This window comes from Bacillus sp. ISL-45, assembly GCF_018613195.1.
GTDB lineage: Bacteria > Bacillota > Bacilli > Bacillales > Cytobacillaceae > Mesobacillus.
The window spans coordinates 460,416-487,112 of the sequence record NZ_JAGGQQ010000005.1; the positions used below are offsets into that span (position 1 = coordinate 460,416).

29 protein-coding genes and 1 riboswitch are annotated in these 26,697 nt (G+C 42.3%); of the genes, 24 read left to right on the plus strand and 5 right to left on the minus strand.

Annotated elements, in window-relative coordinates:
* Window positions 1–141 precede the first annotated feature (141 nt).
* Window positions 142–729, minus strand: coding sequence for a DUF309 domain-containing protein (locus J7E35_RS07795; RefSeq protein ID WP_214778557.1), 588 nt, complete (start codon window positions 727–729; stop codon window positions 142–144).
* A 127-nt stretch (window positions 730–856) separates the two neighbouring features.
* The gene (locus J7E35_RS07800) at window positions 857–952 is read right to left on the minus strand and encodes a YjcZ family sporulation protein (RefSeq protein WP_079509612.1); all 96 of its coding nucleotides are present in this window, start codon (window positions 950–952) and stop codon (window positions 857–859) included.
* Between the two features lie 352 nt (window positions 953–1,304).
* Here J7E35_RS07800 and J7E35_RS07805 point away from each other — a divergent pair, with 352 nt between their 5' ends.
* From J7E35_RS07805 to J7E35_RS07890, 18 genes are all read left to right on the plus strand, one after another.
* Window positions 1,305–2,048 carry a segregation/condensation protein A gene (locus tag J7E35_RS07805; RefSeq protein WP_214778558.1) on the plus strand — a complete coding sequence of 248 codons (744 nt, stop codon included), beginning with the start codon at window positions 1,305–1,307 and terminating at the stop codon, window positions 2,046–2,048.
* A 4-nt stretch (window positions 2,049–2,052) separates the two neighbouring features.
* Window positions 2,053–2,646: an SMC-Scp complex subunit ScpB gene (gene scpB / locus J7E35_RS07810; protein WP_214778559.1), complete on the plus strand. Its 594-nt coding sequence runs from the start codon at window positions 2,053–2,055 to the stop codon at window positions 2,644–2,646.
* Between the two features lie 152 nt (window positions 2,647–2,798).
* Window positions 2,799–3,218, plus strand: coding sequence for a hypothetical protein (locus tag J7E35_RS07815; protein WP_214778560.1), 420 nt, complete (start codon window positions 2,799–2,801; stop codon window positions 3,216–3,218).
* A gap of 155 nt (window positions 3,219–3,373) precedes the next feature.
* On the plus strand, window positions 3,374–3,862 hold the full coding sequence (locus tag J7E35_RS07820; RefSeq protein WP_214778561.1) for a YpuI family protein: 489 nt from the start codon (window positions 3,374–3,376) through the stop codon (window positions 3,860–3,862).
* Window positions 3,863–4,042: 180 nt separating this feature from the next.
* Entirely contained in the window at window positions 4,043–5,179 is a 1,137-nt protein-coding gene (locus tag J7E35_RS07825) for a D-alanyl-D-alanine carboxypeptidase family protein (RefSeq protein ID WP_214778562.1), read from the plus strand.
* On the plus strand, window positions 5,172–5,759 hold the full coding sequence (locus J7E35_RS07830) for a nucleoside recognition domain-containing protein (RefSeq protein ID WP_214778563.1): 588 nt from the start codon (window positions 5,172–5,174) through the stop codon (window positions 5,757–5,759). Before J7E35_RS07825 ends, J7E35_RS07830 begins: the two co-directional genes overlap by 8 nt.
* Before the next feature lie 6 nt (window positions 5,760–5,765).
* Window positions 5,766–6,299: a spore maturation protein gene (locus tag J7E35_RS07835; protein WP_214778564.1), complete on the plus strand. Its 534-nt coding sequence runs from the start codon at window positions 5,766–5,768 to the stop codon at window positions 6,297–6,299.
* A 360-nt stretch (window positions 6,300–6,659) separates the two neighbouring features.
* Window positions 6,660–7,385, plus strand: coding sequence for a 23S rRNA pseudouridine(2605) synthase RluB (rluB, locus tag J7E35_RS07840; RefSeq protein WP_214778565.1), 726 nt, complete (start codon window positions 6,660–6,662; stop codon window positions 7,383–7,385).
* 65 nt (window positions 7,386–7,450) lie between these two features.
* Entirely contained in the window at window positions 7,451–7,972 is a 522-nt protein-coding gene (gene resA / locus J7E35_RS07845; RefSeq protein ID WP_214778567.1) for a thiol-disulfide oxidoreductase ResA, read from the plus strand.
* A 28-nt stretch (window positions 7,973–8,000) separates the two neighbouring features.
* On the plus strand, window positions 8,001–9,626 hold the full coding sequence (gene resB, locus J7E35_RS07850) for a cytochrome c biogenesis protein ResB (RefSeq protein ID WP_214778569.1): 1,626 nt from the start codon (window positions 8,001–8,003) through the stop codon (window positions 9,624–9,626).
* Between the two features lie 12 nt (window positions 9,627–9,638).
* The gene (gene ccsB / locus J7E35_RS07855) at window positions 9,639–10,826 is read left to right on the plus strand and encodes a c-type cytochrome biogenesis protein CcsB (protein ID WP_214778571.1); all 1,188 of its coding nucleotides are present in this window, start codon (window positions 9,639–9,641) and stop codon (window positions 10,824–10,826) included.
* A 112-nt stretch (window positions 10,827–10,938) separates the two neighbouring features.
* On the plus strand, window positions 10,939–11,655 hold the full coding sequence (locus tag J7E35_RS07860; RefSeq protein ID WP_041965633.1) for a response regulator transcription factor: 717 nt from the start codon (window positions 10,939–10,941) through the stop codon (window positions 11,653–11,655).
* Complete coding sequence (locus tag J7E35_RS07865; protein ID WP_214778573.1) at window positions 11,652–13,439, plus strand: ATP-binding protein; 1,788 nt, start codon at window positions 11,652–11,654, stop codon at window positions 13,437–13,439. Before J7E35_RS07860 ends, J7E35_RS07865 begins: the two co-directional genes overlap by 4 nt.
* 412 nt (window positions 13,440–13,851) lie before the next feature.
* Window positions 13,852–14,403: an RNA polymerase sigma factor SigX gene (gene sigX / locus J7E35_RS07870; RefSeq protein WP_214778576.1), complete on the plus strand. Its 552-nt coding sequence runs from the start codon at window positions 13,852–13,854 to the stop codon at window positions 14,401–14,403.
* Entirely contained in the window at window positions 14,378–15,622 is a 1,245-nt protein-coding gene (locus J7E35_RS07875; RefSeq protein WP_214778578.1) for a hypothetical protein, read from the plus strand. Before sigX ends, J7E35_RS07875 begins: the two co-directional genes overlap by 26 nt.
* A gap of 33 nt (window positions 15,623–15,655) precedes the next feature.
* Window positions 15,656–15,853: a hypothetical protein gene (locus J7E35_RS07880; RefSeq protein ID WP_214778580.1), complete on the plus strand. Its 198-nt coding sequence runs from the start codon at window positions 15,656–15,658 to the stop codon at window positions 15,851–15,853.
* The gene (locus J7E35_RS07885; protein WP_214778582.1) at window positions 15,837–16,799 is read left to right on the plus strand and encodes a M23 family metallopeptidase; all 963 of its coding nucleotides are present in this window, start codon (window positions 15,837–15,839) and stop codon (window positions 16,797–16,799) included. Before J7E35_RS07880 ends, J7E35_RS07885 begins: the two co-directional genes overlap by 17 nt.
* Window positions 16,800–16,867: 68 nt before the next feature.
* On the plus strand, window positions 16,868–17,680 hold the full coding sequence (locus J7E35_RS07890; protein WP_214778584.1) for a histidinol-phosphatase: 813 nt from the start codon (window positions 16,868–16,870) through the stop codon (window positions 17,678–17,680).
* Window positions 17,681–17,973: 293 nt separating this feature from the next.
* Here the strand turns inward: J7E35_RS07890 and serA are convergent, their stop codons facing one another.
* Window positions 17,974–19,548, minus strand: a complete 1,575-nt coding sequence (serA, locus tag J7E35_RS07895; protein WP_214778586.1) for a phosphoglycerate dehydrogenase — start codon at window positions 19,546–19,548, stop codon at window positions 17,974–17,976.
* Between the two features lie 297 nt (window positions 19,549–19,845).
* Window positions 19,846–19,978: riboswitch (FMN riboswitch) on the plus strand.
* Between the two features lie 164 nt (window positions 19,979–20,142).
* Here serA and J7E35_RS07900 point away from each other — a divergent pair.
* Window positions 20,143–20,724, plus strand: coding sequence for an ECF transporter S component (locus tag J7E35_RS07900; RefSeq protein ID WP_214778588.1), 582 nt, complete (start codon window positions 20,143–20,145; stop codon window positions 20,722–20,724).
* Between the two features lie 173 nt (window positions 20,725–20,897).
* Here J7E35_RS07900 and J7E35_RS07905 read toward each other — a convergent pair whose 3' ends face one another.
* Window positions 20,898–21,146, minus strand: coding sequence for a ferredoxin (locus J7E35_RS07905; RefSeq protein WP_023627496.1), 249 nt, complete (start codon window positions 21,144–21,146; stop codon window positions 20,898–20,900).
* Between the two features lie 292 nt (window positions 21,147–21,438).
* On the opposite strand from J7E35_RS07905, the gene J7E35_RS07910 reads away from it, so the two are divergent.
* The 5 genes from J7E35_RS07910 to J7E35_RS07930 all read left to right on the plus strand — a co-directional run bounded on the left by J7E35_RS07910 (window position 21,439) and on the right by J7E35_RS07930 (window position 25,883).
* Entirely contained in the window at window positions 21,439–22,485 is a 1,047-nt protein-coding gene (locus J7E35_RS07910; RefSeq protein WP_251009645.1) for a YpbB family protein, read from the plus strand.
* Window positions 22,476–23,975 (plus strand): RecQ family ATP-dependent DNA helicase, encoded by a 1,500-nt coding sequence (locus J7E35_RS07915; protein WP_214778592.1) that lies wholly within the window; start codon window positions 22,476–22,478, stop codon window positions 23,973–23,975. Before J7E35_RS07910 ends, J7E35_RS07915 begins: the two co-directional genes overlap by 10 nt.
* Entirely contained in the window at window positions 23,975–24,577 is a 603-nt protein-coding gene (locus J7E35_RS07920) for a CPBP family intramembrane glutamic endopeptidase (RefSeq protein WP_214778728.1), read from the plus strand. Before J7E35_RS07915 ends, J7E35_RS07920 begins: the two co-directional genes overlap by 1 nt.
* A complete protein-coding gene (locus J7E35_RS07925) occupies window positions 24,570–25,292 on the plus strand; it encodes a LysM peptidoglycan-binding domain-containing protein (protein WP_214778593.1) in 723 nt (240 codons plus the stop codon). Before J7E35_RS07920 ends, J7E35_RS07925 begins: the two co-directional genes overlap by 8 nt.
* Window positions 25,293–25,424: 132 nt before the next feature.
* On the plus strand, window positions 25,425–25,883 hold the full coding sequence (locus J7E35_RS07930) for a YpbF family protein (RefSeq protein ID WP_214778596.1): 459 nt from the start codon (window positions 25,425–25,427) through the stop codon (window positions 25,881–25,883).
* A 222-nt stretch (window positions 25,884–26,105) separates the two neighbouring features.
* Here the strand turns inward: J7E35_RS07930 and J7E35_RS07935 are convergent, their stop codons facing one another.
* A complete protein-coding gene (locus tag J7E35_RS07935) occupies window positions 26,106–26,675 on the minus strand; it encodes a manganese catalase family protein (RefSeq protein ID WP_214778598.1) in 570 nt (189 codons plus the stop codon).
* Window positions 26,676–26,697 lie beyond the last annotated feature (22 nt).

Here is a 26,697-nt window from a genome sequence, read left to right on the forward strand (position 1 = left end):
AGCCCCTCGAGACGCTTCGGTCCTGTCAATGAAGTCAAAGAACGACTTCACTGTAAGGCCCTCCAGCGCTTGTCGGAGTCTCCAGTTTCTATGTTTCTGGGCAGTCGGCTATACTTTTCGATTTCGGTCCTGCCAATGAAGTCAAGGAGCGACTTCACTGTCAGGCCCTCCAGCGCTTGTCGGGGCTGAACGAGGCACTTGCGCTTTTTGATCTTTCCTTTCCTCGAGAGCCATCTGCCGGTCTGAAATCACATCAGTTCGGTCACGTGTTGAGTGTCGATGGATTAAATCAGGATTTTGCAGATCGCTGCTTGCTCCCCATGTAAAACCATTTTGCCTGCACTCTTCGTGGCAAAGCTTTTTAAGCTCGGAATCACATACAGGCAGGTTAAAGCTTGTGTATGGAAGTCTGTTTAGCAAGTCTTCCTTTCTTTTACGCAGTGTGCCTGACAAAAGTTCAGGATCGATCCCCAAACGGGTAGTCGCTTCCTTGTCATCTGCAAAGATCTCCATTGCTTTAATTAAAGTCCTTGTTGCACCAGAAAAATTTTTACGGCGATGGTGGTAATTTGATACTGCCAACAGGATCAATGCAACCCAGATGGATTTTTTATTGCCGGCATCTGTCGCTTTCCAATACTCTTCCAGAATTTCGTGACACTCAAAATAATCTCTGTCTCCGTGGAAATGTGCGAGATATTGTATATACGATATTGGATATTTTGTCATGAAATTACCCCCTATCAAGTACTACTAGCTTAGCATATATTCAATTAAATGATAAAAGAAGCGGGTGCAATCAGCCAAATATAAAAATGCCCGGCTGGTGCCGGGCATCTTCGTCTTTGGTATTGGCTTATAACCAGGCAGCACCAACGATGATGAGCAAAATGAAAAGCACGACAATTAAAGCAAAGCCTGCTCCGTATCCATAACCTTTTCCATCAGACATTTAACATAACCTCCTAATAGTGAAATAGCCTAGTATTCATTTTCAGCATATGCAGCAACAGGGGGAAAGGTTTGGGCGGTTCGGCTATTTTTAACAAAGCTCTTTTCGTAAACTTTGTTGCTATCTTAACCTTATAAATGCAATCATTATTCAGAATTCTCCTCGAAAAGAGCCCCGATACATTTATTAATGCGGGTTACTAGTACAGGTACGAACAGCAACAATCAATGCGAAAAAAAACTTTAACAAAGACTTCAGTTTTAACGATGTAAATTAGTAATGGATAACATGAAGTTTATCTACTATACTTATATAATGATGCAGTTCAATATAGGAATTTTGGTGGGAAATGATGCAATATAATGTGAAAATCGAGGCCTTTGAGGGTCCTTTGGATTTACTTCTGCACTTGATCAATCGTTTGGAGATTGATATTTACGATATACCAGTAGCGGAAATAACTGAACAATATTTAATGTACATCCATGCGATGAAGGAATTGCAGCTTGATGTCGCAAGTGAATACCTCGTGATGGCAGCGACGCTGTTAGCAATTAAAAGCAAGATGCTTCTCCCTAAGCATGAGGAAGAACTGGAAGATGATTTTGAATTTGATGATGACGGGGATCCGCGAAATGAACTCGTGGAGAGATTGATTGAATATAAAAAATTCAAAGAGGCAGCAAGTGATTTGAAATCCCTTGAGGAGGAACGGGGACTTATGTACACCAAACCTCCAAGTGACCTAACGGAATATGCCCATGAAATTAAGGGTGAAAACACCGACTTGAATATTTCTTTGTATGACATGCTTGGTGCATTTCAAAAGCTTTTAAGAAGGAAGAAGCTGCAAAGACCCATTTCAACCAAAATCGCCCGCCAGGAAATTTCTATTGAAAAAAGGATGGACGAGGTCCTGAGCTTCCTGAAAGAAAGCGGCAATCGGAAAAGATTTTACGACTTATTCCCCGAATCTGACCGTGAGCATATTGTCGTTACTTTCCTGGCAATTCTTGAGTTGATCAAACGGAAAGAAATCGATGTAGAACAAGAGCAGAATTTTGCAGAAATATATATGACAGCCAGAAAGGAGTAAGGGCGTGGGAATAGTGAAGTGGAAAGGAATATTGGAGAGCCTCCTGTTTGCGGCAGGTGATGAAGGATTGAGCCTGAAGCAAATTACAGCTGTGCTTGAAGTAGATGAACTCCAGGCCAATGAAATTGTTACCCAACTTCAGCAGGATTATGAAGATGACGAAAATCGCGGAATAACAATCGTCCAGCTGGCTGGAGTATACCAGCTGGCCACGAAAAAAGAACATGCTGATTACTTAAGAAAGCTTGTGGAATCTCCTGGAACCGCGCACTTGTCACAAGCAGCACTAGAAACTTTGGCGATTGTAGCTTACAAGCAGCCAATTACAAGGGCTGAAATCGAGGAAATCCGCGGGGTAAAAACGGAAAGACCTCTTCATACGCTGTCTTCAAGGGCTTTGATTAAAGAAGTTGGAAGAGCAGAAGGCACGGGACGGGCAATTTTATATGGAACAACAAAAGAATTTCTCGATTATTTCGGGTTGAAAAATATAAGTGAACTGCCTCCTCTTCCTGATCATATTGAGGATGATGAATTGCAGGATGACGCGGATTTATTCTTTGAGAAATTCCAGGAAACAATGGAAGCAGATCAATAGCTTTTGTGCACAAAGTTTAGAATTTATGATAAAATCAAAATAATTATTCTGGAAATGCTAAATAGACGAATGCCAGGCTTCTGCCTTCTTCTGCAAAGCATTTCTTTCTACATAAGGTTTTTTAAGAATGAATGTCCAACGGGAGGAATACCATGCTTATAAAGCAATGTATTGGTTATGAACTTGAAAAAGAAAAATCAAACACCTCGGAGGATTTTTTCAACCGAAGCGAAGTGACATTTGTGGAAGATGGCAAGGAGAAAACCCTGCATGTCCTTTATGTAAGGTATTTTGATGAGTTGGCTGGAAGTGTCACTCCTTTTCAACAGGATCCAATCTTCAACGCCGGAAGCAAGGAAGTATATATGAGGGATCTGGTGGCACTAGCTGCTTTATTGAAAAATCCGGGATATCGCCATCGTAAAAGGGTATATATAAATGAACAGAGAGAGTTCGCGGATATTTTCAAAGGACTGGATTACAGTAAGATTCCTGGGATATACGAAGGCATCGAGCAAAAAGGCAGCTTTGAAGTGCGCTCTCCCTTGGATTATATTATCCAGCCGGTATAGTTTCGTAAACTTTGTTGTCTTTACTCTCCGGCTCTCAAGATTCTTGGCTGCGGGAGTTCACTTTAAAGAGACCCAATTCCGAATCAATCATGAGAGTCCGTCGGAAAAAAGCGACGTCGAAGGTGAAATGGTTAAAATCCAGTGGGGGTGTCAATTTGGGAAATACAATCGTAAAAACACAAATCGAGGAAGTAAGGGGATTTCTGGCCGATACTGTTGTGAAGCTGGAGAATTACCTGAATGAAACAACCCTTGAAAAACTAAAACAAGGGCAGCCATCAGACGAAGAATACTATAAAACGATACTTTCAAGCCTTCGAAAGCTGGCTGTATACTGTGATGAAGGTCTGGATGCGTGCAGGGTGATTCTGCAGGCGGAAGTTTTTTCAAAGCCGGCAGCTGAGAAGACGCTCTATCGAATCTACTATCAGTGCATTGAAGAGTTCTTCTCTCCTAAAAGCGATGCATGGTATGAGGACAGCAGAGCCGCTTATACTGGAAAAAATGCAATCAAGTTCAGGCAGCAAGTGACGGCTGAATTAAACGGACTGATGGTCAGCCTTGAAAGTGGTTTTCAGAGAATCCGTGAAGAGCTTGAATATTACGAAACAGATTATCGGACAAAAATGCTTCAATCAAGATAATGAATACCCGGGAACAGCTATTAACTGGCTGTTCCCTTTTTTATTTAGAAAATGGTTGTTGGTCTGCTCCATTCAGAAAAATTTTCAACTCACCGCTGTGCTCGTCCTCCGATTTATGTCATAACACTTCTTGTCCTGCATAAACTTGTACAAACTGCCAAAGGAGACGAGGGTCTGTCAATGAAAAGGATATGGATGAAATTATTGTTAATTGTCACTCTGTTGATCTACAGCATTCCTCAAACAGCGCAGGCTTCTGTGTCGGTAAGTGCCCGAAGCGCTATTTTGATAGAACAGGAATCTGGCAGGGTTTTATACGAGAAGGAGGCACACAGAGTTAGCAGGATTGCCAGTATTACGAAAATCATGACGGCTATCCTTGCGATAGAATCTGGCAGACTGGATGAGAAGGTGAAAGTGACTGAGAAGGCAGTCCGTACCGAGGGATCATCTATTTACTTGAAGCCGGGAGAAAAAATCAGGCTGGAGGATCTGGTGTATGGTTTGATGCTTAGATCGGGTAATGATGCAGCCGTCGCAATCGCCGAACATGTTGGTGGCAGCCTGGATGGATTTGTCTATTTGATGAATGAGAAGGCGCAGCAAATCGGCATGGAAAATACGCACTTCGCTAACCCCCACGGATTGGATGATCATGAAGATCATGTTTCCACAGCATATGACATGGCTCTTTTAACTCGCTATGCAATGGAAAACGAGGTTTACAAGGAGATTTCCGGTACAAAGATTCACAGAGCTCCTAATCCAACAGAAACATGGGACAGGGTTTGGAAAAATAAGAATCGCCTCCTGACAGAGAAATATAAGTATTGCACCGGTGGGAAGACCGGTTATACAAAACGGGCGAAAAGAACTTTGGTCTCAACAGCCCAAAAGGGTGATTTTGAGTTAATCGCAGTCACACTCAATGCACCTGACGATTGGAATGACCACATCCAGATGTTTGAAACAGCATTTTCAAATTACGACATTGTAGAAATCCTTTCTAAGGGTAAAGTGAAAGGGATAAAGGATGCGGATTATAAAAATAAAGTTTATCTGAACCATTCATTTGTATACCCGCTAACCTCAGAAGAAGAAGACTTAGTCAAAGTAGAATATAGATTGAAAAAGGCGGCACCAGACGGAGAGGAAACTCGATCTCCTATCGCAGGCCGGGCAAATGTCTATATAGATGATAATCAGATTGCAAGTTTGCCTGTTTATTACCAAGTGAAGGAAAAAGAGAAAAGCTCCTTCTTGGACCTTTTTAAAAATATCTTTACCTCAATAGCAGGGGTCCAGGATCATGGTTAACTATATCTGGGTGGTAATGATTTTAATTGGCCTTGGCTTTGCAATGGTGAATGGCACAATGGCTGAGGTGAACGAGGCTGTTTTTACGGGTGCAAAGGAAGCAATCACTCTTAGTATCGGATTGATCAGCATCCTAGTTTTTTGGCTCGGCATGATGAGAATAGCGGAGGATTCTGGACTTTTATCTAAGCTTTCATCTTTATTTAAGCCTTTGATTTCAAAGCTGTTTCCCGAAGTCCCGGCCAGCCACCCGGCGATGGGCTACATACTGTCCAATATGATTGCGAATATGTTTGGGCTTGGGAATGCCGCTACACCTCTGGGAATCAAGGCAATGGAAGAACTAAAGGAGTTGAATGAAGGGAAAAACGAAGCAAGCAGGTCAATGATCACTTTCCTTGCGATCAACACAGCAAGCATCACACTCATTCCAACCACTGTTATCGCGATCAGGATGAATTATGATTCCGCCAACCCGACAGATATAGTTGGGCCGACTCTTGTGGCAACTGCTGTCTCTGCTTTTGCAGCAATATTAATAGACCGTTTCTTTTACTATAGAAGAAGCAAGAAGGGGTAAATCAAAATGGAAATTGTATCTGCGATATCACTATGGTTCATCCCTGTTCTGATCGCTTTTATATTGATTTACGGCACCTATAAAAAAGTTCCCACATATGAAAGTTTTGTAGAAGGCGGCAAGGAAGGGATCAAAATGGCTGTATCCATCATGCCTTTCCTGGTGGGGATGATGGTCGCCATTGCGGTTTTCAGGGCGTCAGGGGCACTTGATGTCATGGTGAATTGGATCCGGCCTGGACTTGAGATGGCGGGGATACCGGCAGAAATAGTTCCGCTCGCACTGATCAGGCCGATCTCAGGTACAGCGGCACTCGGAATTACCAGTGACCTGATTGGTGTCCATGGTCCTGACTCTTTTATCGGTACTCTTGCAGCCACCCTTCAGGGAAGTACGGACACTACGTTCTATGTCCTCACCGTTTATTTCGGAGCTGTCGGGATTAAAAAAATGGGAGATGCACTCAAAGTCGGTCTCCTTGCAGACGCAGTAGCCATCATAACAGCTATTATCGTAGTCACGTTCATGTTCTCGAAATAGAGAAGATACCTTTAACGGGTATCTTCTTATTTTTTTGGGTCCTAGTGTTTAGCTGAACGAAGTGAAATCCTAAGCGACAGGTACGGAAACAGTCATATTAAATCACACACTTTTTGAAAATACTCGTAAAAATCTACTGACGAAGCTATCACAAACTGAACTAATATTGGTATAAAATAATATTGCAACAGGTTTACAGAACAAACATTTGTTAAAAAACAATTAACATTCCCTATTTATTTTTCGCTTTTTACACCATTGCTTACTTTGAAATCAGCGAGAGTTATGTCATAATTCATTAGGATGGATTAGATATTAATATTAACGATAGGTAATTGATATTAACTAGGAGTGACCTTAATGGAAAGACTGCAAAAAGTGATTGCTCATGCAGGAATAGCATCGAGAAGAAAAGCTGAGGAAATGATCCTCGAAGGAAGAGTCAGGGTAAATGGCAGTGTTGTCAAGGAACTTGGCCGGAAGGTGACTTCATCTGACAAAGTCGAAGTGGATGGAGTCCAGATCGAGGGAGAAGAACCGGTATATTTCCTGTTTTATAAACCCCGCGGTGTAATTTCGAGTGTACAGGATGATAAGGGGCGTAAAGTGGTTACGGATTTTTTCCAGACAATCGAACAGCGCATCTATCCTGTAGGGCGGCTGGATTATGATACATCAGGACTGCTATTGTTGACGAATGATGGGGAATTCGCAAATCTGCTCATGCACCCAAGCAATGAAATTGATAAGGTGTATGTTGCGAAGGTTAAAGGAATCCCTTCAAAGGAAAAGCTGACAAGCCTGGCCAGAGGTGTCATGCTGGAGGATGGGAAAACTGCGCCGGCGAGGACAAAATTGCTGAGTGTTGATAAAAAGAAAGATACCGCCATTGTTGAAATAACCATCCACGAGGGCCGTAATCGGCAGGTCAGAAGGATGTTCGACGCAATCGGGCACCCGGTATTAAAGCTAAAAAGGGAAAAGTATGGATTTTTGACGCTGAATGGCTTAAGGACTGGGGAAATCAGGGAGCTTACACATCATGAGGTGAAGCAGCTCCGTGTCCTGGCTATGAAAAAGTCTTAGAGTTACTAACATGAGTGTAGTTAGAATGTTATAATGAGGGAGAAATACGGTGGGAGGTTTAGGGAATGAAACAGAAACGCCTAATCACTAGAACAATTATTCTCGCGGTTATGGCCCTGGCTGTTGGCTATACTTTGTACGCTAACATGAATAAGGATAAAAACCAGAAGATTGTGATTGGAAAACCTGCTCCTGATTTTGTCCTTGTTGATATGGAAGGCAATAAACACAGACTTTCTGAGTATAAAGGGCAAGGAGTTTTCCTTAATTTTTGGGCAACATGGTGCAAGCCATGCGAGAGAGAAATGCCTTATATCGAAAATCAGTACCAGCAATTCAAGGACAAGGGGGTCCAGGTTCTTGCAGTTGACTCCGGTGAATCAGAACTTGCCGTTAATAGATTTATTGAACGCAAAGGCATGACTTTTCCGGTTCTGATCGACGAGGGACCAGTCCAGGCAGCATATGGGATCAACCCGTTGCCAATAACCTTCTTGATTGATAAAGAAGGAAATGTCGTAAAAAGCCATACTGGGGAATTATCTGAAGAAACAGTCCGTGAATTCATGGAACAGATTAAACCTTAAAAAGTAAGGGGAACAGGGAGTTTTTACTATGAACGAAGTAAAATGCGAGTGCGGCCATGTAAATCCGCAGGGAACGATCCTTTGTGAATCTTGCGGAAGAGTGCTGGAGGATAAAGAGAAAGAAAAGCAGCTCGTTGATATGCGCTATGAGGGAAGCGCACGCCGGTCACAAACCTATAACAAGACATTCATCGATAAAATCTGGAATTTCTTTTCTTCAGTTAAGGTTGGGGTATGGCTGATCGTCATCCTCTTGATCGCATCCTCTCTAGGAACGATTTTTCCACAGGAAATGTATATACCGCCTGTAATGCCTGCATGGGAATATTATGAAGAGCAATACGGGTGGATGGGAAAGCTTTACTATGATCTTGGTTTCCATAACCTCTACAGTTCCTGGTGGTATCTGCTTTTGATCGCAGCGTTAGGTGTATCACTTGTTATCGCAAGCCTTGACAGGGTGGTTCCCTTATACAGGTCATTGAAAAACCAAAGGGTTTCAAGGCATGAAAGCTTTTTGAAGCGCCAGAGAATGTTCGCTATGTCAGATGCTGAATTATCAGATGAAGCAGTAGGAAAGATTAAAGAAAACCTGACGAAAAAACGCTATAAACTTCGTGAGGAAAATGGTGATATCCTCGCCGAAAAAAACCGCTTTTCACGATGGGGCCCATATGTAAACCACCTTGGCCTGATCATTTTTTTAATCGGCGGCATGCTCAGGTTTGTACCTGGAATGTATGTTGACGAAATCTTGTGGCTAAGGGAAGGCGAAACAAAAGCGATTCCTGGCACAGAAGGCCGCTATTATCTCGAGAACAAACAATTTATCTTTGAAGTATATGATAAAGATAAAGATGAGGAAGTCTTCCAGGATGCAATCAACAAGGCTGGGACGGTGGTTAAAAACTATCAGACTGATGCTACTTTATATCAGAGACAGGGAGATATTGTCCCGGGTGAAAAGCCTGAGCTTGAGAAAATACGTGACCAGGCAATCCAGGTAAACAAACCTCTGAAAATTGATGGCTTTGCCTTGTACCAGGTAGACTATAAGCTTGATGAAATGAGCAAGATGGCCTTTAAACTTGAGAATAAAGAAACAGAGGAACAATTTGGTGATGTGGTGGTAGACTTATATGACCCTGAAATGAAATACGATCTAGGAAATGGGTACAAAGTCGAAGTGATGAGCTATTTCCCGGATTTTGAGTTCAATGAAGATGGGGAACCTGCGACAAAGTCACGCATCCCGAATAATCCTGCGTTCATCTTCAAAATGTTCAGTCCTGAAAAGCCTGAAGGTGAAGTCAGTTTCGTAGCCATCAGGCAGAATCTCGAGCCTTTGGGTGAAAATGACTACAAGATGACATTCGCAGGAATTGAAACGAAGAACGTAACTGCTCTGACAGTCAGAAAAGACCTTACACTTTGGATCATTGGTCTTGGTGGATTAATATTCATGATTGGTGTGATCCAGGGGGCGTATTGGAACCATCGACGTGTATGGTTAAGAAGAGTAAATAACCAGGTATGGACTGCGGCACATACAAATAAAAACTGGCATGGTTTAAAAAGAGAGCTAGAAGAAGTCTTTTCCGAGACCGGAATAGATGCTCCTGAGGACCAGGTGGCAGAAGAAAAGAAGGAGTAAGGAGGGAAAATAATGGTTGAGTTGAGTTCTAACTTTCTGTTTGCGGCATTTATCCTCTATCTAGTCGGTATCTTGTTTTTCGGGGGAGCTATTAAGGATAAAAGGCATGCTGATAAAAAAAATGCCCCAAATAAATGGGCGAATATTGGAGTCATTGTAACAATTGCGGGTTTCCTTTCGCAAATGACATTTTTTATTTTAAGATGGATTGCTTCCGGTCACGCACCGGTCAGCAACCTTTTCGAATTTACGACATTCTTCGGCATGTCATTGGTAGGAGCATTTATCATCATTTATTTCATGTATAAAACTCCATTGCTGGGACTGTTCACCTTGCCTGTAGCCGCTTTGATCATCGCCTTTGGAAGCATGTTCCCAAGGGAAGTTACACCATTGATTCCGGCGCTTCAAAGCTATTGGCTCCATATTCACGTTACGACAACAGCGATTGGACAGGCCATCCTAGCGGTAAGTTTTGCTGCAGGGCTGATTTATCTAGTTAGAAGCGTTGACCAGACGAAGAAAAGCAAAAGCACATTATGGCTGGAGGTTGTCCTGTTTGGTTTGATCAGTACGCTTGGCTTCGTGTTTGTTTCAAGTTTCTTCGCAGCAACAGATTATACAGCGAATTTTAACTATATCAACAAGGATGGACAGCCTGCCACTGAGGAATATACTATTCCTGCTTTAGTAGGACCGCATCAATATGAGCTGACTGATAAAGACCGTTTTGAACCATTATTCGAGACGCCTGCAATCATCAGTGCTAAGAAATTGAATACTGTTATTTGGTCGCTCGCAGCGGGTATAGTATTATATGTATTGTTAAGACTCATCCTGCGGAAGCGAATTGCTGCGGCATTGCAGCCTTGGACGAAGAGCATCAATATGGACCTCGTTGATGAGATCGGCTATCGTTCCGTATTGATCGGCTTCCCGGTCTTCACGCTTGGCGGACTGATTTTTGCGATGATCTGGGCTCAGATTGCCTGGACTCGCTTCTGGGGCTGGGATCCAAAGGAAGTATGGGCATTGATAACCTGGCTTTTCTATGCGGCTTTCCTGCATCTGCGCCTTTCAAAAGGGTGGCATGGAGAAAAATCCGCATGGCTTGCGGTCATTGGCTTTATCATTATCATGTTCAACCTGGTAGCAGTTAACCTTGTAATTGCAGGTCTGCATTCTTATGCAGGTTCCTAATTTGTGTCAATTTTATGACGGCCTTCACTGACTTAAGTGAAGGCCTTTTTTAAAAAATCGTGGCAACTAGACGCATGTTTATGTAAAATAATCGCAGGGAGGGATATACCTTATGGAAAAAGACGTGAAGATTTTAGTAGTGGATGATGAAGAAAGAATTAGACGATTACTGAAGATGTATCTTGAAAGAGAGAACTATATAATTGATGAAGCAGAAGATGGAAATGAAGCACTGGCAAAATCGCTTGCCAACGATTATGACGTAATCCTTCTAGATTTGATGATGCCTGGAAAAGACGGAATCGAGGTTTGCCGTGACCTTCGTGAAAAGAAGTCAACACCTGTGATCATGCTTACCGCGAAAGGTGAGGAAGTGAACAGAGTACAAGGCTTCGAGGTAGGGACTGATGATTACATCGTTAAACCGTTCAGCCCTCGTGAAGTTGTGCTGCGCGTTAAAGCTATGCTCCGTCGCTCATCGAGCACAAGTTACCTGCAGACTGAGACGACTGCCAAAGACGTGATTGTTTTCCCTCATTTAACCATTGATAATGATGCCCATAGGGTTTTGGCTGATGGCAAAGAAGTCAGCCTGACGCCTAAGGAATATGAATTGCTCTACTTCCTTGCGAAAGCTCCTGATAAGGTTTTTGATCGCGAGCAATTATTGAAGGAAGTTTGGCATTATGAATTTTTCGGCGATTTGCGTACGGTAGATACTCATGTTAAAAGATTGCGCGAAAAGCTGAATAAAGTATCTGAACAGGCTGCAAAGATGATCGTTACAGTCTGGGGTGTTGGCTACAAGTTCGAGGTAGTCAATGAATGATGTTTTGGCGCAGTGTAGTAGGTAAGCTTTGGATTACCATCCTTTTGCTGGTTTCATTTGTATTGTTCATCCTGACAGTTATGCTGATGGAATTCTTTGAAAATTATCACATTAATGAAACCAGGAGAGGAATGACCAATACTGCAGAAAAAATATCAAGGGTGCTGGAAGATCATCCTGGCCAGGAAGAACAATTAGGTCTTGAAATTGCATGGGAAATGGTCGATGATGACTCCAGGGTAACTGTCATTAAAGATCAGAATACTTATTTTTACTCACCTGGTGGAGAAGACATGACACATGTACCCATTTCATTTTTTATGAATGACCAGGATCTCTCTGCGGTTTTTAAGAATGACAAAACTGTAGATATCATTACCTCCATGCCAGGTATTTCAAACGATGTTGATGACACCCAATACTTAATGATCGGTGTTCCGCTCCACCAGTTTGAGAATGAAAATGGAGCAGTCTTTATTTATCAGTCACTAGAGGTGATGGAAGAGACGACCAGGCTGACCACTAAGTTCATCTTGCTGGCTGCCGGTGTTGCAATAGTCTTGACGACAATTTTTGCTTTTTTCCTGTCCACAAGGATTACTGCTCCATTGCGAAAAATGAGGGAGGCAGCCTTTGAAGTTGCCAGAGGGAAGTTTGATACAAAAGTACCGATCCTCACCCATGATGAAATAGGGGAATTAGCGACTGCCTTCAACCAGATGGGCAGACAGCTGAAATTCAATATGAACGCATTGAGTCAGGAAAAAGAACAGCTGACAAGCATACTCAGCAGCATGGCAGATGGTGTGATCACTTTCAATCGTGATGGCACAATCTTGATCACCAATCCGCCTGCCGAAATCTTCCTGAGATACTGGTATTATGAGCAGGGTCTGGCTTCCGAGAATACAGATGCCGTGCCATCTGAAGTCATGGAGTTATTCCAGCTTGCAGTCAATACGGAGAAAGAGCAGGTTGGGGAGATTACGGCCCAGGGGAGAACATGGGTAATCATCGTCAGCCCGCTTTATAATAAGAGGTTCATCAGGGGAGCTGTTGCTGTTGTCCGCGATATGACAGAGGAACGAAAGCTCGATAAAATGAGAGAAGACTTCATCGCCAATGTTTCACACGAATTAAGGACGCCGATTTCGATGATGCAAGGATATAGCGAAGCAATCGTCGATGACATCGCCCAAACAGATGAAGAAAAGAAGGAAATGGCCAAAGTCATTTACGATGAATCCCTAAGAATGGGCCGACTTGTTAATGAATTGCTCGATTTAGCCCGCATGGAAGCAGGTCATATTCTTCTTAACGTTGAAACCGTCGAGATAAGTCCGTATGTCAATCGGATAATCCGTAAATTCCATGGCCTGGCGAAGGAGAAGGGGATCGAGTTATCTGTCCACTTCGATTCAGAAGAAATTGATTTTCGATTTGATCCAGACCGCATCGAACAGGTCCTTACCAATCTGATTGATAATGCAATCAGGCATGTCCCGGATTCTGCATCTGTTGTAATCAGCGGTAAAACCGATGAACGCGGCTTATATTTTGAGGTGAGCGACCAGGGGCCTGGCATTCCTGAGGAAGACTTGCCATTCTTGTTCGAGAGATTCTATAAAGGCGATAAATCCAGAACTCGCGGCGTATCCGGCACCGGTCTTGGACTAGCCATCGCCAAGAATATTATCGACGCACATCGCGGGAATATCTCGGTAAAAAGCAAACTCGGACAAGGTACGACATTTTCCTTTTTCATCCCTCGAAATATTGAATAACTTGCCGACTATTCTTGATTCACAAGGAACAATTAACGTAAAAGGAAAGAGGCTGGACCAAAATCTATTCAGATTTGGACCGCCTCTTTTTTAGTTGTTTACTCCTGAGACTCATGACGGACAGAAATGCTGAAGTATCGAAGAAAAGTGTCCGTCATCGGGGTGATGATGGACAGAAAGTATGAAGTATCGAAGAAAAGTGTCCGTCCTCAAGGCTGTTATGGATAGAAAACACTCGAATACTAAAACATGCCCAGATTAATTCGACCTATTTACACTCTGCCTGTAGCTTGGAACAAATAATTTGTCCTCGAAAATTCCTTCCATTTCCATTCTAAAAATAATATAGTTAATATGAAACTTTTATTAATACTTAACGACTAATCTAATGAATACGGAGGCGAATAGAGCTATGAACTCCGTTTTTGATGAATTGTATCAAAAATATCATCATGACGTTTTTCAATTTTTATTTTATATGGTAAAAAGCAGGGAGCTGGCTGAAGACCTTGTACAGGAAGTCTACATACGCGTTTTAAAGGCGTATGACCGGTTTGAGGGAAAGAGCAGTGAAAAGACATGGCTGTTTTCGATTGCCAAAAATGTCGCGATTGATCATTTCCGCAAACAGAAGGGCTGGAAGCAGCGATTGCTTGAATCCTTTGATATGTCTGCACGCCAGGTAAGGGACGATCAGCCCCTTCCTGAAGAAATGGCACTTCAAAGTGAAGAAGTCCATATGATGTACAAGTGCCTTGACCAATGCACGGTTGACCAGCGAATGGTCATAATCATGCGCTATATACATGAATTAACGATAAGCGAAACAGCAGAAGCTTTATCATGGACGGAAAGTAAGGTAAAGACGACTCAGCACCGTGCTTTAAAGACATTGAAAAAGCTGATGGAAGAAATGATTGAAAAGGAAGGGATGACTAGTGAAAAAGTCACAGCTAAGCGATAAGCAGCTAGAAGAAATCCTCGGCCAAATGCCTAAGGTAAAAGATCATCGCGACTCTCGTGACATTTATCAGAATATCGCCCATCGTGTTGAAAAAAGAAAGAAAATGCCAGCCTGGGTTATTCCTGGCGCAGCTCTTGCCGCTGTGCTCTTCCTCGCCTTTATCCTTTCTCCGGGCTTGCTGGGAAGCAATTATTCTGAACAAAAAAGCATGGATAGCAGTTCTGTTGATGGAGCCAAGCCATCAATGGAGATGAATACCGCCTCCAGGGAAGATACGGCGAATGAAAGTGCGAGCCGGGAGGAGAGCACTGTCATGATGGATGCAGCTGATGGTGAGGCTGAAGAAAAGAGTACAGAAATCAAAGCAATGGATTTAGCGAATCCTTATGGCGGCCTGATTTCTTTATATCCAGAAGAAGTAGACACAGAGACTACGGAAATCCTTACCTATGCCATTCCAGACCAGCAGGTTATGACTGTTGTCCCCGTTACGGTTGCAATTCCCAAGCAAGAAGGGAAAAGCTGGATTGGCAGCTATACGGAAACAATGCCGATGTTAAAGGAAGAGGAATGGGGTTTAACCGAGTACTATCCAATGGACGCAACCTGGAACTACGATGAAGCGACTAAGACATTGGCAATGGATGTTAAACAAGATCACCCGTATCAATATGGAAGTGCTGCAAACATTATTTTTGTTGATTCCATGACGCAGAATTTCTCGCAAGCAGGGATCGATAAAATGGTTCTGACTACAGAGAGCGAACCTGGGATTGACCTGGGCAACTATGGCCCCAGGAAGGAGCTGCCAATCAACACGGGAACTTCAAATAGAAGAGCATACTTGTTCTTGTCAGTGGAAGGCATGCCTAACCCATACCTTGTACCGACAAAAGAACAGCATAAAACAATTGGTGATGCATTTGCGCAGATGATAAAAGGTGATGATAATGGCTACCTTTCACCTTCACTTCCGGATAGTTTCAAGCTGGCCCAAACGGATCAAAATGAAGATAAAGTGTTAGAGATTACCCTTGATGAGGATACAACTTTGGACGAAAGTTTCCTGCCGAATCTTGAGGCAATCTTAATGACAGCGAGTGAGTTTGATTATTCTGGTGTCAGGTTCACAAATGCGAACATCGACCAGCTTGGACCATTCAACCTGAACGAAGTCCTCGCTCTGCCACTGGCTCCAAACAAGAAGAATATTAACTAAAAGAAAGGCCATCAGGTCTTTCTTTTTTTGTCGATGGAAGCGGATCCCTCAATCTCTGAACAAAACAATTTTTCCTTCTTTTGCATAAAAAAGCAGTTTACCACCAATTATAACAAATGTGCTTTTTTAGCTGCTGCTTTTCCACAATACAGTTCTATTTTTGTACAGGCTGTCATAGGGATGAAAAGGGAGCAAAAAGTTAAGGAGGAAGAAAATGCAGGATTACATTAAGCGTTTACTCATTGCCGGGTTAATGGCACTCTGTATCAGCTTGTTATTTCTTGGCGGAAAGCACTCTCAGGCAGAAATGCTCGATATAACAGAATTGACTTCAGATTGGGTTTGGCCTGCCGATGGAGTCGTAACAGATTTATATGGAACGCGTCATGGCCATCATAAGGGAATTGACATTGCTGGTGAATTCAAAACACCAATACATAGCGTTGATAAAGGGGTAGTAACAAAGTCATATTATTCTGGCTCATACGGACATGTAGTGTTCATTAAGCATGAGAACAACCTGGAAACTGTATACGCTCATTTGAATAAAAGGAATGTGAAAGAGGGGCAGGTTGTTAAGCAAGGCGATGTAATCGGTCTGATGGGGAACACAGGGGATTCCTCTGGAGTTCATCTCCATTTTGAAATCCATAAGGATAACTGGACATACGAAAAGGAAAATGCTGTAGATCCTGCATTGGCTTTAGGAGAAGCAGCTGTAGGGCAGCCTATTTTAGCTATGGAGAAAAAAGGAAATGAAGTGACGGTAGAGACAATTGCCAAGCTTCGGTTGATGGATGATATCGATATTGGTAACCAAGGCGAGAGCTTCCATATTGACAATGGAAACGGAATTTCAGAAAAATCAACTGCTGCTGAGTCTCAATCTATGGCAAAGCATACCGTCAAAAGAGGGGAGACCCTTTGGTCAATCGCCAGACAATATGTCACTTCTGTAGAAAAAATCAAGAAAGAAAATAATATGAGCAGCAACCAGATTTCTCCAGGAGACGTTTTAATAATTGAGAGCTCAGCTAAAGAGAATTATGTGGTTTCCTCAGGGGATACACTAATCTCTATCGCAAGAAAGACAAACACATCCGTTGAAAAGTTAAAAGCCTTGAACAATCTGACATCTGATACGATTCAACCGCATCAAATATTAATTACCCGATAATCAGTCCTTGTACCCCGCTGTTATATGAAAGTATAATAGGTAAAACGGTCACAAAGGGGATGGGTACTATGCTGACGGATTACCACAACCATCTGGAAAGAGGTACATTGACGCTGGACTATTTGAAGCAGTTTACTGATATGGCCAATAAAAGGGGAATCCAGCATTTCGGGATTTCCGAGCATGCATATCACTTCTACCAGACTGCAGATATCCTGCGCAACAGCTGGGTGGATGAACGCAGATACTATGATATGGCTGATTATGTAAATCTTTTTAAGGAAGCCTGGGGAAATGAAATTGACGTAAAAATGTCAATCGAGATGGATTACACTCCTGGCAAGCATAAGGAAATGGAACAGTTCATCAACAGCTATGAATTTGATTATGTGATAGGATCGATCCATTGGATTGGCGATTTCGGAATTGACCTTGCCGAATATCGTAAAGAATGGGACAGAAGAGATGTTTATGAAGTTTATAAAAGTTATTTTGACCAGGTGGTAACACTGGCGCAGTCAAATCTTTTCGATATAATCGGACACATTGATCTTGTGAAGATTTTTAAATATGTCCCTGAAGATGAAGGCTTCCTTTTGGAGCAGTATGATCGTGCGACATCAGCGCTTGCACAATCCAAGACCTGTGTGGAAATAAGCACTGCAGGATTGAGGAAGCCTACTCAGACATTGTATCCAGACAAAAGGCTATTGCAGATGTGCTTTGATAAGAATATACCAATTGTTTTGTCATCCGATGCCCATGTACCTGAGCATGTCGGTGCTGATTTTGGCCAGGCACTTGAACTTGCTCGAGAGGTTGGCTATGGAGAAATCATGACATTCTCCAAAGGTGAAAGAAAATCATTGCCGTTGGGATAAGATAGGGAACGGACAAGTGCTGGAGCTGAACATATTCAGAATAAACACGTTCTTATTCAAACGTTGTTTTCGTAAAGATTGTTGTTAAAATCCTAAAGCCGATTTTAACGTAATATAAGGCCATTTTGCTGGTCGGTATTAAGTTTGCATGCTCTTTTCTTCCAAAAGAGTCAATTTTGTAAATAAAATAGGTCATTACAATCCTTTTTTGAAGTCAATAGCAACAAAGTTTGAGAAAAGAGCCTATTCAAAAAAAACACAGGCCTCGTTGATTGGAGGCCTGTTTGCTGTCCTTAGAGCAATATACTTTTGATCGTAACAATGTCCTGCAGCGACTCAAGCTTGCCGATCATCTCATTTGAAAGGGGTTTGTCAAATGAGAGGACCATGATGGCTTCGCCGCCGGCCTCTTTTCTGCCGACCTGCATTGTCGCAATGTTCACGCCATGGTCACCCAGGATCTTTCCTACATGCCCGATTACACCGGGACGGTCCATGTGCTGGATATACAAGAGGTTCCCTGCAGGGTGGAAATCAATGTTAAAACCGTCCAGGTTGACAATCCTTGGCCCGTAATGGTCAATGTAGGTTCCTCTCGCTGTAAAAGTTTCTCCGTCTCCGCTTGCTGTTACTGTTATGGTATTTGCGTAGCCAAAGGAGTTTCCTGTCACTTTTTCCCCAACCATGATTCCGCGCTCTTTTGCAATGTGGATTGCATTTACTTCGTTTACTTTCACTTCAATGCGGTTTTCGAAAAATCCGGCAAGCAGCGCCTTTGTTAAAAAAGATGTCTCGAGATCCGCTGCAGTGCCTGAATAGGTAGCTGTCAGCTCGCTGATTCCTTTGTTGTGGCATTCTGAGACAATCTTCCCCATTTCCTTCGCAAGCTGGTGATAGGGTTGGATTTTTTCATAGATGTCTTTAGACATTGCCGGAAGATTGATCGAGTTGGCCACAGGTTTATTCTCAAAATAAGTCCTGATTTCACTTGCGACCTGGGTAGCAACATTTAGTTGCGCTTCTTTTGTAGAGGCTCCAAGGTGTGGGGTTGCAATAACTGAATCAAGCCTTAACAAAGGGTGATCCTCTGGGGGTTCCACTTCAAATACATCCAGTGCAGCGCCTGCAACATGACCGTTCTCAATATAATGAGCGAGAGCCATCTCATCGATTATTCCTCCTCTCGCACAGTTGAGCAGATAGACTCCTTTTTTAGTTTGACTCAATGTCTTTTCATTGAGAAGTCCTTTCGTCTCTTTCGTCAGAGGTGTGTGGACCGAAATTATATCGGTTTCTGCGAGGACCTCGTCAAAGGAGGACAATTGAACACCTAAAACGTCTGCCCGCTCCTTCGTCAGGAATGGGTCATATACCTTTACAGACATCCCGAAAGCCCTGGCTCTTTTTGCGAGTTCAGAACCGATTCTCCCCAGACCAATGATTCCTAAGATTTTTCCATAAAGTTCATTTCCGATAAACTTATTTCTCTTCCATTCTCCATTTTTTACAGTGGAGTGTGCCTGTGGAATGTTCCGCATTAATGCGGACATCATCGCAAAGGTATGTTCCGCAGTAGAAATGGTATTCCCATCAGGAGCGTTCACGACGATTATTCCTCTCTTTGTCGCCTCGGTGATATCAATATTATCTACACCGACACCTGCCCGGCCAACTATTTTTAGTGCTGGCATTCGATCGAGCAGTTCTTGAGTAACTTTCGTTGCGCTCCTGACTAATAGGGCGTCAACCTTTTGTAAATCGATTAACCCTGAGTCCACACCCCCGATATGTACCTGGATTCCTTCGTGTTCTAATAATGGCTGTAAGCCTTCTTCCTTTATTGAATCTGCCGCTAGAACCTGAAACATTCTTTGCACACTCCTTTTATTAAGAATAAAGTAGTAATTTTCTGATTATTTTACAAAACGAATATTCTTTTGTCAAACTCTCGAATTGTTCATGTATTCCATGCGAGCGCTCTCAAAATCAATTGGTTTACTCTAAATATATTCTGTTATTCCGAATTTAGCAGAAAAGTATTTCTCAATCAATATCCGTTCTGAAACTCAAAATATTTTGCTCGTTTACGTCAAAAAATCGTCACAAGCATACACCTTCACAAAATATCTTTTTTTCAGTATAATAAACTTGTTAAATTAAATATGGTCTATCTTCGGGGCAGGGTGTAATTCCCGACCGGCGGTAATGAGATGAATTCTCTAAGCCCGCGAGCCTGTAAGGGCAGGATTTGGTGCGATTCCAAAGCCGACAGTATAGTCTGGATGGGAGAAGATGGAGGTTCTGCAGACGTTCGAAAAATGCAGGTTTCGAACGGTTATTTGGCATACCTTTCACAACTCTCCCTCAAGTTCAGAAAACTTGGGGGTTTTATTTGTAATGGGTATGTGATTGCCGAATCTTTCTTCTTTATGTGAGATGGATCTCTATAAGGAGAGAGGAAAATGAAAAAATTCAGTGTCAAAGCAATGGTCTCAATTGGTATGCTGAGCAGTATCTCGTATGTATTGATGCTGATGAATTTTCCGCTGCCGCCGTTTCCAAAATTCTTAATGGTCGATTTCAGCGATATACCTGCATTGATTGCTGCGTTGATTTTTGGTCCGGCAGCCGGTATTTTAGTAGAATTCTTGAAGAATACGCTTGATTATTTTATGACGGGCAGTGATACGGGTGTTCCCGTTGGGCATGTTGCCAACTTTGTTGCCGGTGTTTTATTCATCCTGCCAACCTATTATATCTATCAGCGGATGAAATCCAATAAGGGAATGACGTTCGGATTGGTGGCTGGTACAATAAGTATGGCCATCCTGATGAGTGTACTGAACTACTACGTGTTCCTTCCTGCCTACACATTGTTCTTGAATATGCCGGCAATGTCTGGACCAGAAGCGCGAGCCATGATCGTCGCAGGGATTTTACCATTTAATTTCGTTAAAGGCTTACTGATGTCTGTCATATTCATGCTCATCTTCACAAGGATGAAAACATGGATCGAGAGGCAGCAAGCTTTCAAAAGTGCATAAATCATATGAATTCTAATACAAAAGCAACGGTGTGCTATACCGTTGCTTTTTGATTTATATATGGGCCAACAAAAATCATCATCCGTGCATGGATGGACCGCAAATTAAAGTTATCATCCAACGTAATAACTGTAAAAAAAATTCCCGCATGTAAGCGGGAATTATGTATTGTCTTATTCGAATTTAGTAGCATCTCCGTTAAATGGCTCATCTGCAACTTTGATTGAGTCAGTCGGGCAGCCTTCGAATGCATCCATCATGTCGTCAATTAATACATCAGGGATTTCAACGATACCTTCGTTTTCATCAAGTGTTACGAATGCGATGCCTTCATCGTCGTAATCGTAGATATCTGGAGCAGCTGCACCGCAAGCTCCACATGCAATACAAGTTTCTTTGTCAACAATTGTGTACTTAGCCATGATATAATTCCTCCCAAGTGTTTAACAATAATATGCTGTTTTCACCAAAACAGTGAAAACGTATTCCTCATACCTATTGTAAAACTGTATCGCCAACATTTCAATAAAAAAAGTATTGAGAATGCTTATCACACAAGGCCTTGAATGGTTTTTCCGTTGAAAATAAAACATTTACTAGATATTTTCATGGTAAAATAATGTTAGATTATTTTTCTGCTATAGTGGGCGCCGAATATTATCGTGCCCTTTACTTAATCTTTCATTCCAGGGTGATTTTATGGGGATAACATATTTGGAAACAGTTGTTTTGTCTATATTGAAAAAAATCAATGGCGAAAGAACCATTTATTCGCTATTTCATCTTCTTCAGGGCAAACGTTCCTCGCAGACGATACAAGACGCGCATTTGTATAAAATCACCCCATATTTTCATACATACCCTTCAGTTACCCGTGCAGGACTCGAAAAAATGATTGATAGGCTGAAGCAAAGGGGAATGGCCGAGGAAATTGCAGAAACGAAGGTAATATTAACGGACAAAGGAGAGAAAGCGCTGGAACAACAGTTAGCTGAATACAAACTTCCTGATTATTTGAATGGCTGGAAATATCACCAGGTGACAGATTCCTTTTGGGAAAGGTTGACATTGCTGATCCAGGTGAGTTCTAATCTGATCAATCATGAACGCTCCTTTATCCCAGTAAGAAATAAGAGGGAAACCCTTATTTGGGTTAAACATTACATCAGGCAGCAAAAGGAAGATCGTTACAAGCTTGCGGATAGGCTGTATCGTGAGCTGATCTCTGCCCTTGATAATGAAAAGACGAGACCTGAATTAGTTGTTTTTAGACTGACTGGCTTCAGGAAAATTGGATTAACCACTCTGCAGGCTGCTGAAAAAACCGGTCTGGAACCGGCTCACTATCATTACGAATTCTTAAATTGCTTACATGCAATGTTTGACAGGGTGATAGAGAACGAACAGGCCTATCCATTGCTTAGTGGATTGATCATAAAGGCGGAGCGAAGTGTTCCCTTGACGATTTCAACTGACAAGACCTATAGATTAATGCAGAGGGGTTATACCCTGGAAGAGATTGCAGCTGTCCGAAACCTTAAGCAAAGCACCATAGAAGATCATGTTGTGGAAATTGCTCTTTCCATCAAGGACTTTCATATAGACCACTATGTCCTTCATGACAAAAGGGAAAGAATCCTTCTCGCAGCTCAGCAGAATTCCGCGAAAAAACTAAAGCAAATCAAGGAACAGGTGGCTGATGCCTCCTATTTTGAAATCAGGCTTGTTCTGGCTAAATATGGTGATATGGAATGGAATTAAAAAACTATTTAAAAAGGTATTTTGGGTTCGAGGATTTTCGTCCAGGGCAGGAAGAAACGATCCAATCCGTTGTAGGGAAAAAACATACGATTTCCATGCTGCCAACTGGAACGGGTAAGTCCCTGTGCTATCAGCTTCCGGGTTATCTGGTGGACGGGCCAGTCTTGATTATTTCACCGCTGCTGTCACTTATGCAGGATCAGGTAGAGCAAATGATGGCGATGGGCGAAAAAAGAGTTATTGCCTTGAATTCCTTTTTGTCCCCACAGCAAAAAGCCAAAGCGATGGAAGAACTCGAATGGTTTCGGTTTATCTTCATTTCTCCAGAAATGCTTGGAATTGATTCTGTATTGAACCGGATAAAAAAACTGTCTGTCTCACTGTTCGTCGTAGATGAGGCCCATTGTATTTCTCAATGGGGATATGATTTTAGGCCGGACTATCTCAAGCTTGGAGAGTTCAGGGAGAAGCTTGGAAACCCTTTGACGCTTGCGCTGACAGCCACGGCCTCAGAGGAAGTCCGAAGGGATATTGCTGAAAAGCTCCATTTAGGAGAATGGAATGAAGTGGTTTATTCTGTGGACAGGCCCGCTATTTCTCTTGCTTTGGAATCCGCCTCTGCCTTCCAGGATAAGCTGGACCGGACAATCGAGCTGGTGAAATTTTTAAAAGGACCCGGGATCATTTATTTTTCAAGCAAGAAAGTCGCTGAGCAAACAGCGGCGCATATGAGGGAAAAAGGGATCATGAATGCCATGGCCTATCATGGGGGCCTGGATCCGGAAAGCCGGGTCCTTATCCAGCAGCAATTCATCAATGGCCAGCTTGATGTGGTTTGTGCTACAAGCGCTTTTGGGATGGGGATTAATAAAGAAAATGTCCGTTACGTGATTCATTTCCATATGCCCATGCAGATCGAATCGTACCTCCAGGAAATAGGGAGGGCGGCAAGGGATGGCCGCGATTCAATTGCCATCCTGATTTATACCCCAGGAGACGAACAGCTGGCGTACCAGCTCGCTGAAGGTGAGCTCCCTGATCAATACCAGATTGAAAGGCTGTTTGCCTTTATAATTGATAACCAGATCCATTATCATAATCTTTCCGAACGTGCTGAAGAGCTCTCAATGATATGCGGCTTCACCGAGATCCAATGGAGGATTGTCGAGGATTACCTCTCTGGTATTGAAACGATAGAGTATAACAGGGATAAAAGGAGCCTCGGGCAATTAATCGAAAATCGTCTGCAGGTAAAAAATATGCAAATTAAGAAGATGCTTGAATGGATTCATACAAAGGAATGCAAGAGGACTTTTATTTTGGGTATGTTCGGCGAAGAAATCCAGGAACGGCCCCGGAATTGCTGCAGTAATTGTGGTATAAATATAGATCATTTTGAAGAAATCGAACCACCCAGTGGACAATGCGAAGCTGCGTTGGACTGGAAGCAGGAATTGGCTTCAATTCTATTGATGAGAGAGCGGATGTAATGAAGGATCAATATAAGGAAACCGTGGCAAGGCTTACTGAAAAAGAACTGCTGTTCCACTTAATCGCTACGCAAATATTACTATTAACGATATCGGCAATATTAGGTATGATAATGTTTGATAGCTTCAATGAGTTCCAAGAATTATTTATTTGGAGTGACTGGAATATTTTGTTTGTCGGTCTCACTGCGGGAGCTGCAGTCGTTGTTATGGACTTCATCTTCATGAAATATCTGCCGAAGTCCTACTATGACGATGGAGGCTTGAACGAAAGGATATTCAGGAAAAGGAGTGTAGTCCAGATTATGCTGATTGCAGCTATGGTAGCAATTAGTGAGGAAATTCTTTTCAGAGGAGTCATTCAGACAAATACCGGGTTAATCATATCGAGCATAATTTTCGCAGTCGTCCATTATCGCTATCTGTTCAATTGGTTTTTGTTTACTAATATTATTTTATTGAGTTTCTTGATTGGATACATTTATATGGTGACAAATAATCTTGTTGTCACGATCGTGATGCATTTTTTCATTGATTTTATCTTAGGTTTAATCATTAAATTCAGGACTCAAGCAACAATTGGGGGTACAGGCAGTGAATAAGGAAAAACCTATAAGGGACCAGGCTGAGCGGCTGAGAAAAAGAGTGGAGCGCAAAACTGAGCATACTACTGAAAAAAAGGAATCCCTTCCGCCAAGAAGTGAGATGCACAGACAAAAACAGAAAAAAACTAAAGTTAAAGTAAAATATCCGGTCATCAGGCTGATGGCTCTGTTTTTCATCCTGCTGCCTATTTCTTTTTTCAGCATTATCTCTTATCTGGATGGTGTGAAAACGCCTTTGAATAAGTCGCAGGAACGTGCAGGGGTGGAGATGATCAATGTTGAAGGCCAGGATGAACGAAGCAGTAAGAATCAGGAAGATACAGATCAGGAAGCACCATCCTATGAAGAAATTGCCGATCCAGATGGAAACGATGTTGTGACAGCTGGACCTGCTCCATCAAGCAGCGGGGACAAAAATACTGCGGAAGAAGCAGATGAAGAAAAAGATAGCGAAAAAATAACCGCTCCAGCCTCCGCGGAGCCCGCGAACAAAACTGCAGTTGAAGAAGATACCGCAGCGGCAGAAAAAGAAGTACCAGCAAGCAGTGAAAAGGTCATCTATCATACTGTAAAACCAAATGAAACATTGTTCAGAGTAGCAATGACCTACTATAAATCCCAGGATGGAATTCCAATCATCAAAAAAGCGAACAACATTAAGGGGAATGAGATTCAAGCAGGACAAGTATTGAAGATACCGATTAAAAATTAGCCGGAGTGAAAAACTCCTGGCTTTTTTTAATTATTCAACAAAGTTTGAGAAAAGAGCCCTTTCTTTTTTGTTCGGCAATATCATAACTCCATGGACAAGCTCATAAAAATGATATAAAGGGGAGGGCTTGCCATGGAACAGGAAATCGAGAACCTTGATAATCGTACGGACCCTGCGACCAAAAGGATGTTGCAGAATTTAATTGAGCGAAAGCGAAAGTTTGACCGGTTTAAATCCAGACATCTTTTGTCAGTATGGGTGACGATAGGATTAATTTCAATCTACTTCTATTATCTCTATGTAACGGTGCTGCAGCCTTATTCGTATTCTTTCGCTGAGATGTTCTCAGTGTATGTCCAGAATTCTGCGAATTTATATTTCCTTATTTTAACGGTAGGGACTTATGGATTGATGATTCTGTTAAAAGAGAAGCGTGAAAAGGCAGAGAAAGAATACCAGGCACTAAGGTGTGAAATTGTGGACAGAAGCAAGGATTTATGGAAAAAAGAAGAAGAATGGAAAAATCGCCATATTGTATTTGACATGATGAAGAAGAAGTTTGATATCAATCTGTTTCATGAAAATAAATAGAAGCATCCAAAGGGGACGCTTCTATTTATTTTAAAGGCTGTTTTCGTAAAGATGGTTGTTAAAATCCTAAAGCCGATTTTAACGTAATATAAGGCCATTTTGCAGGCCGGTATTAAATTTGCATGCTCTTTTCTCATAAAAAGAGTCAACTTTGCGAAGAAAATTAGCCTAATCAATCCTAATTTGTAGTTAAAAGCAACAAAGTTTAAGAAATGAGCCATATTAAAATATCCTCTTTTTTCCTTGTTCATCCTTTAGAATCTCCACTGCCTCACGGAAGCGCTGGGAGTGGATGATTTCGCGTTCGCGGAGGAATCTTAATCCGTCGTTAAGATCAGGGTCATCACTCATGTTAATGATCCACTGGTAAGTTGCTCTCGCCTTTTCTTCAGCCGCAATGTCTTCATACAAATCAGCGATTGGGTCGCCCTTTGCCTGAATATAGGTTGCGGTCCATGGCACACCTGCGGCATTATGGTAAAATAAGGCCTTGTCATGGTTTGCATAATGACCGTCTAATCCGGCGGCCTTCATCTGATCCGGCGTGGCATCCTTCGTTAATTTATAGACCATTGTCGCTATCATTTCCAAATGGGCGAATTCTTCGGTGCCAATATCAGTTAAAAGCCCGATTACCTTATCAGGAATGGTGTAACGCTGATTTAAGTATCGTAATGCAGCAGCGAGTTCGCCATCTGCCCCGCCATATTGTTCAATCAAAAATTTTGCCAGCATAGGGTTGCAAGTGCTTACTTTTACGGGATATTGCAACTTCTTTTCATAAAGCCACATTTCCTTACCCCCTCCTAATTGG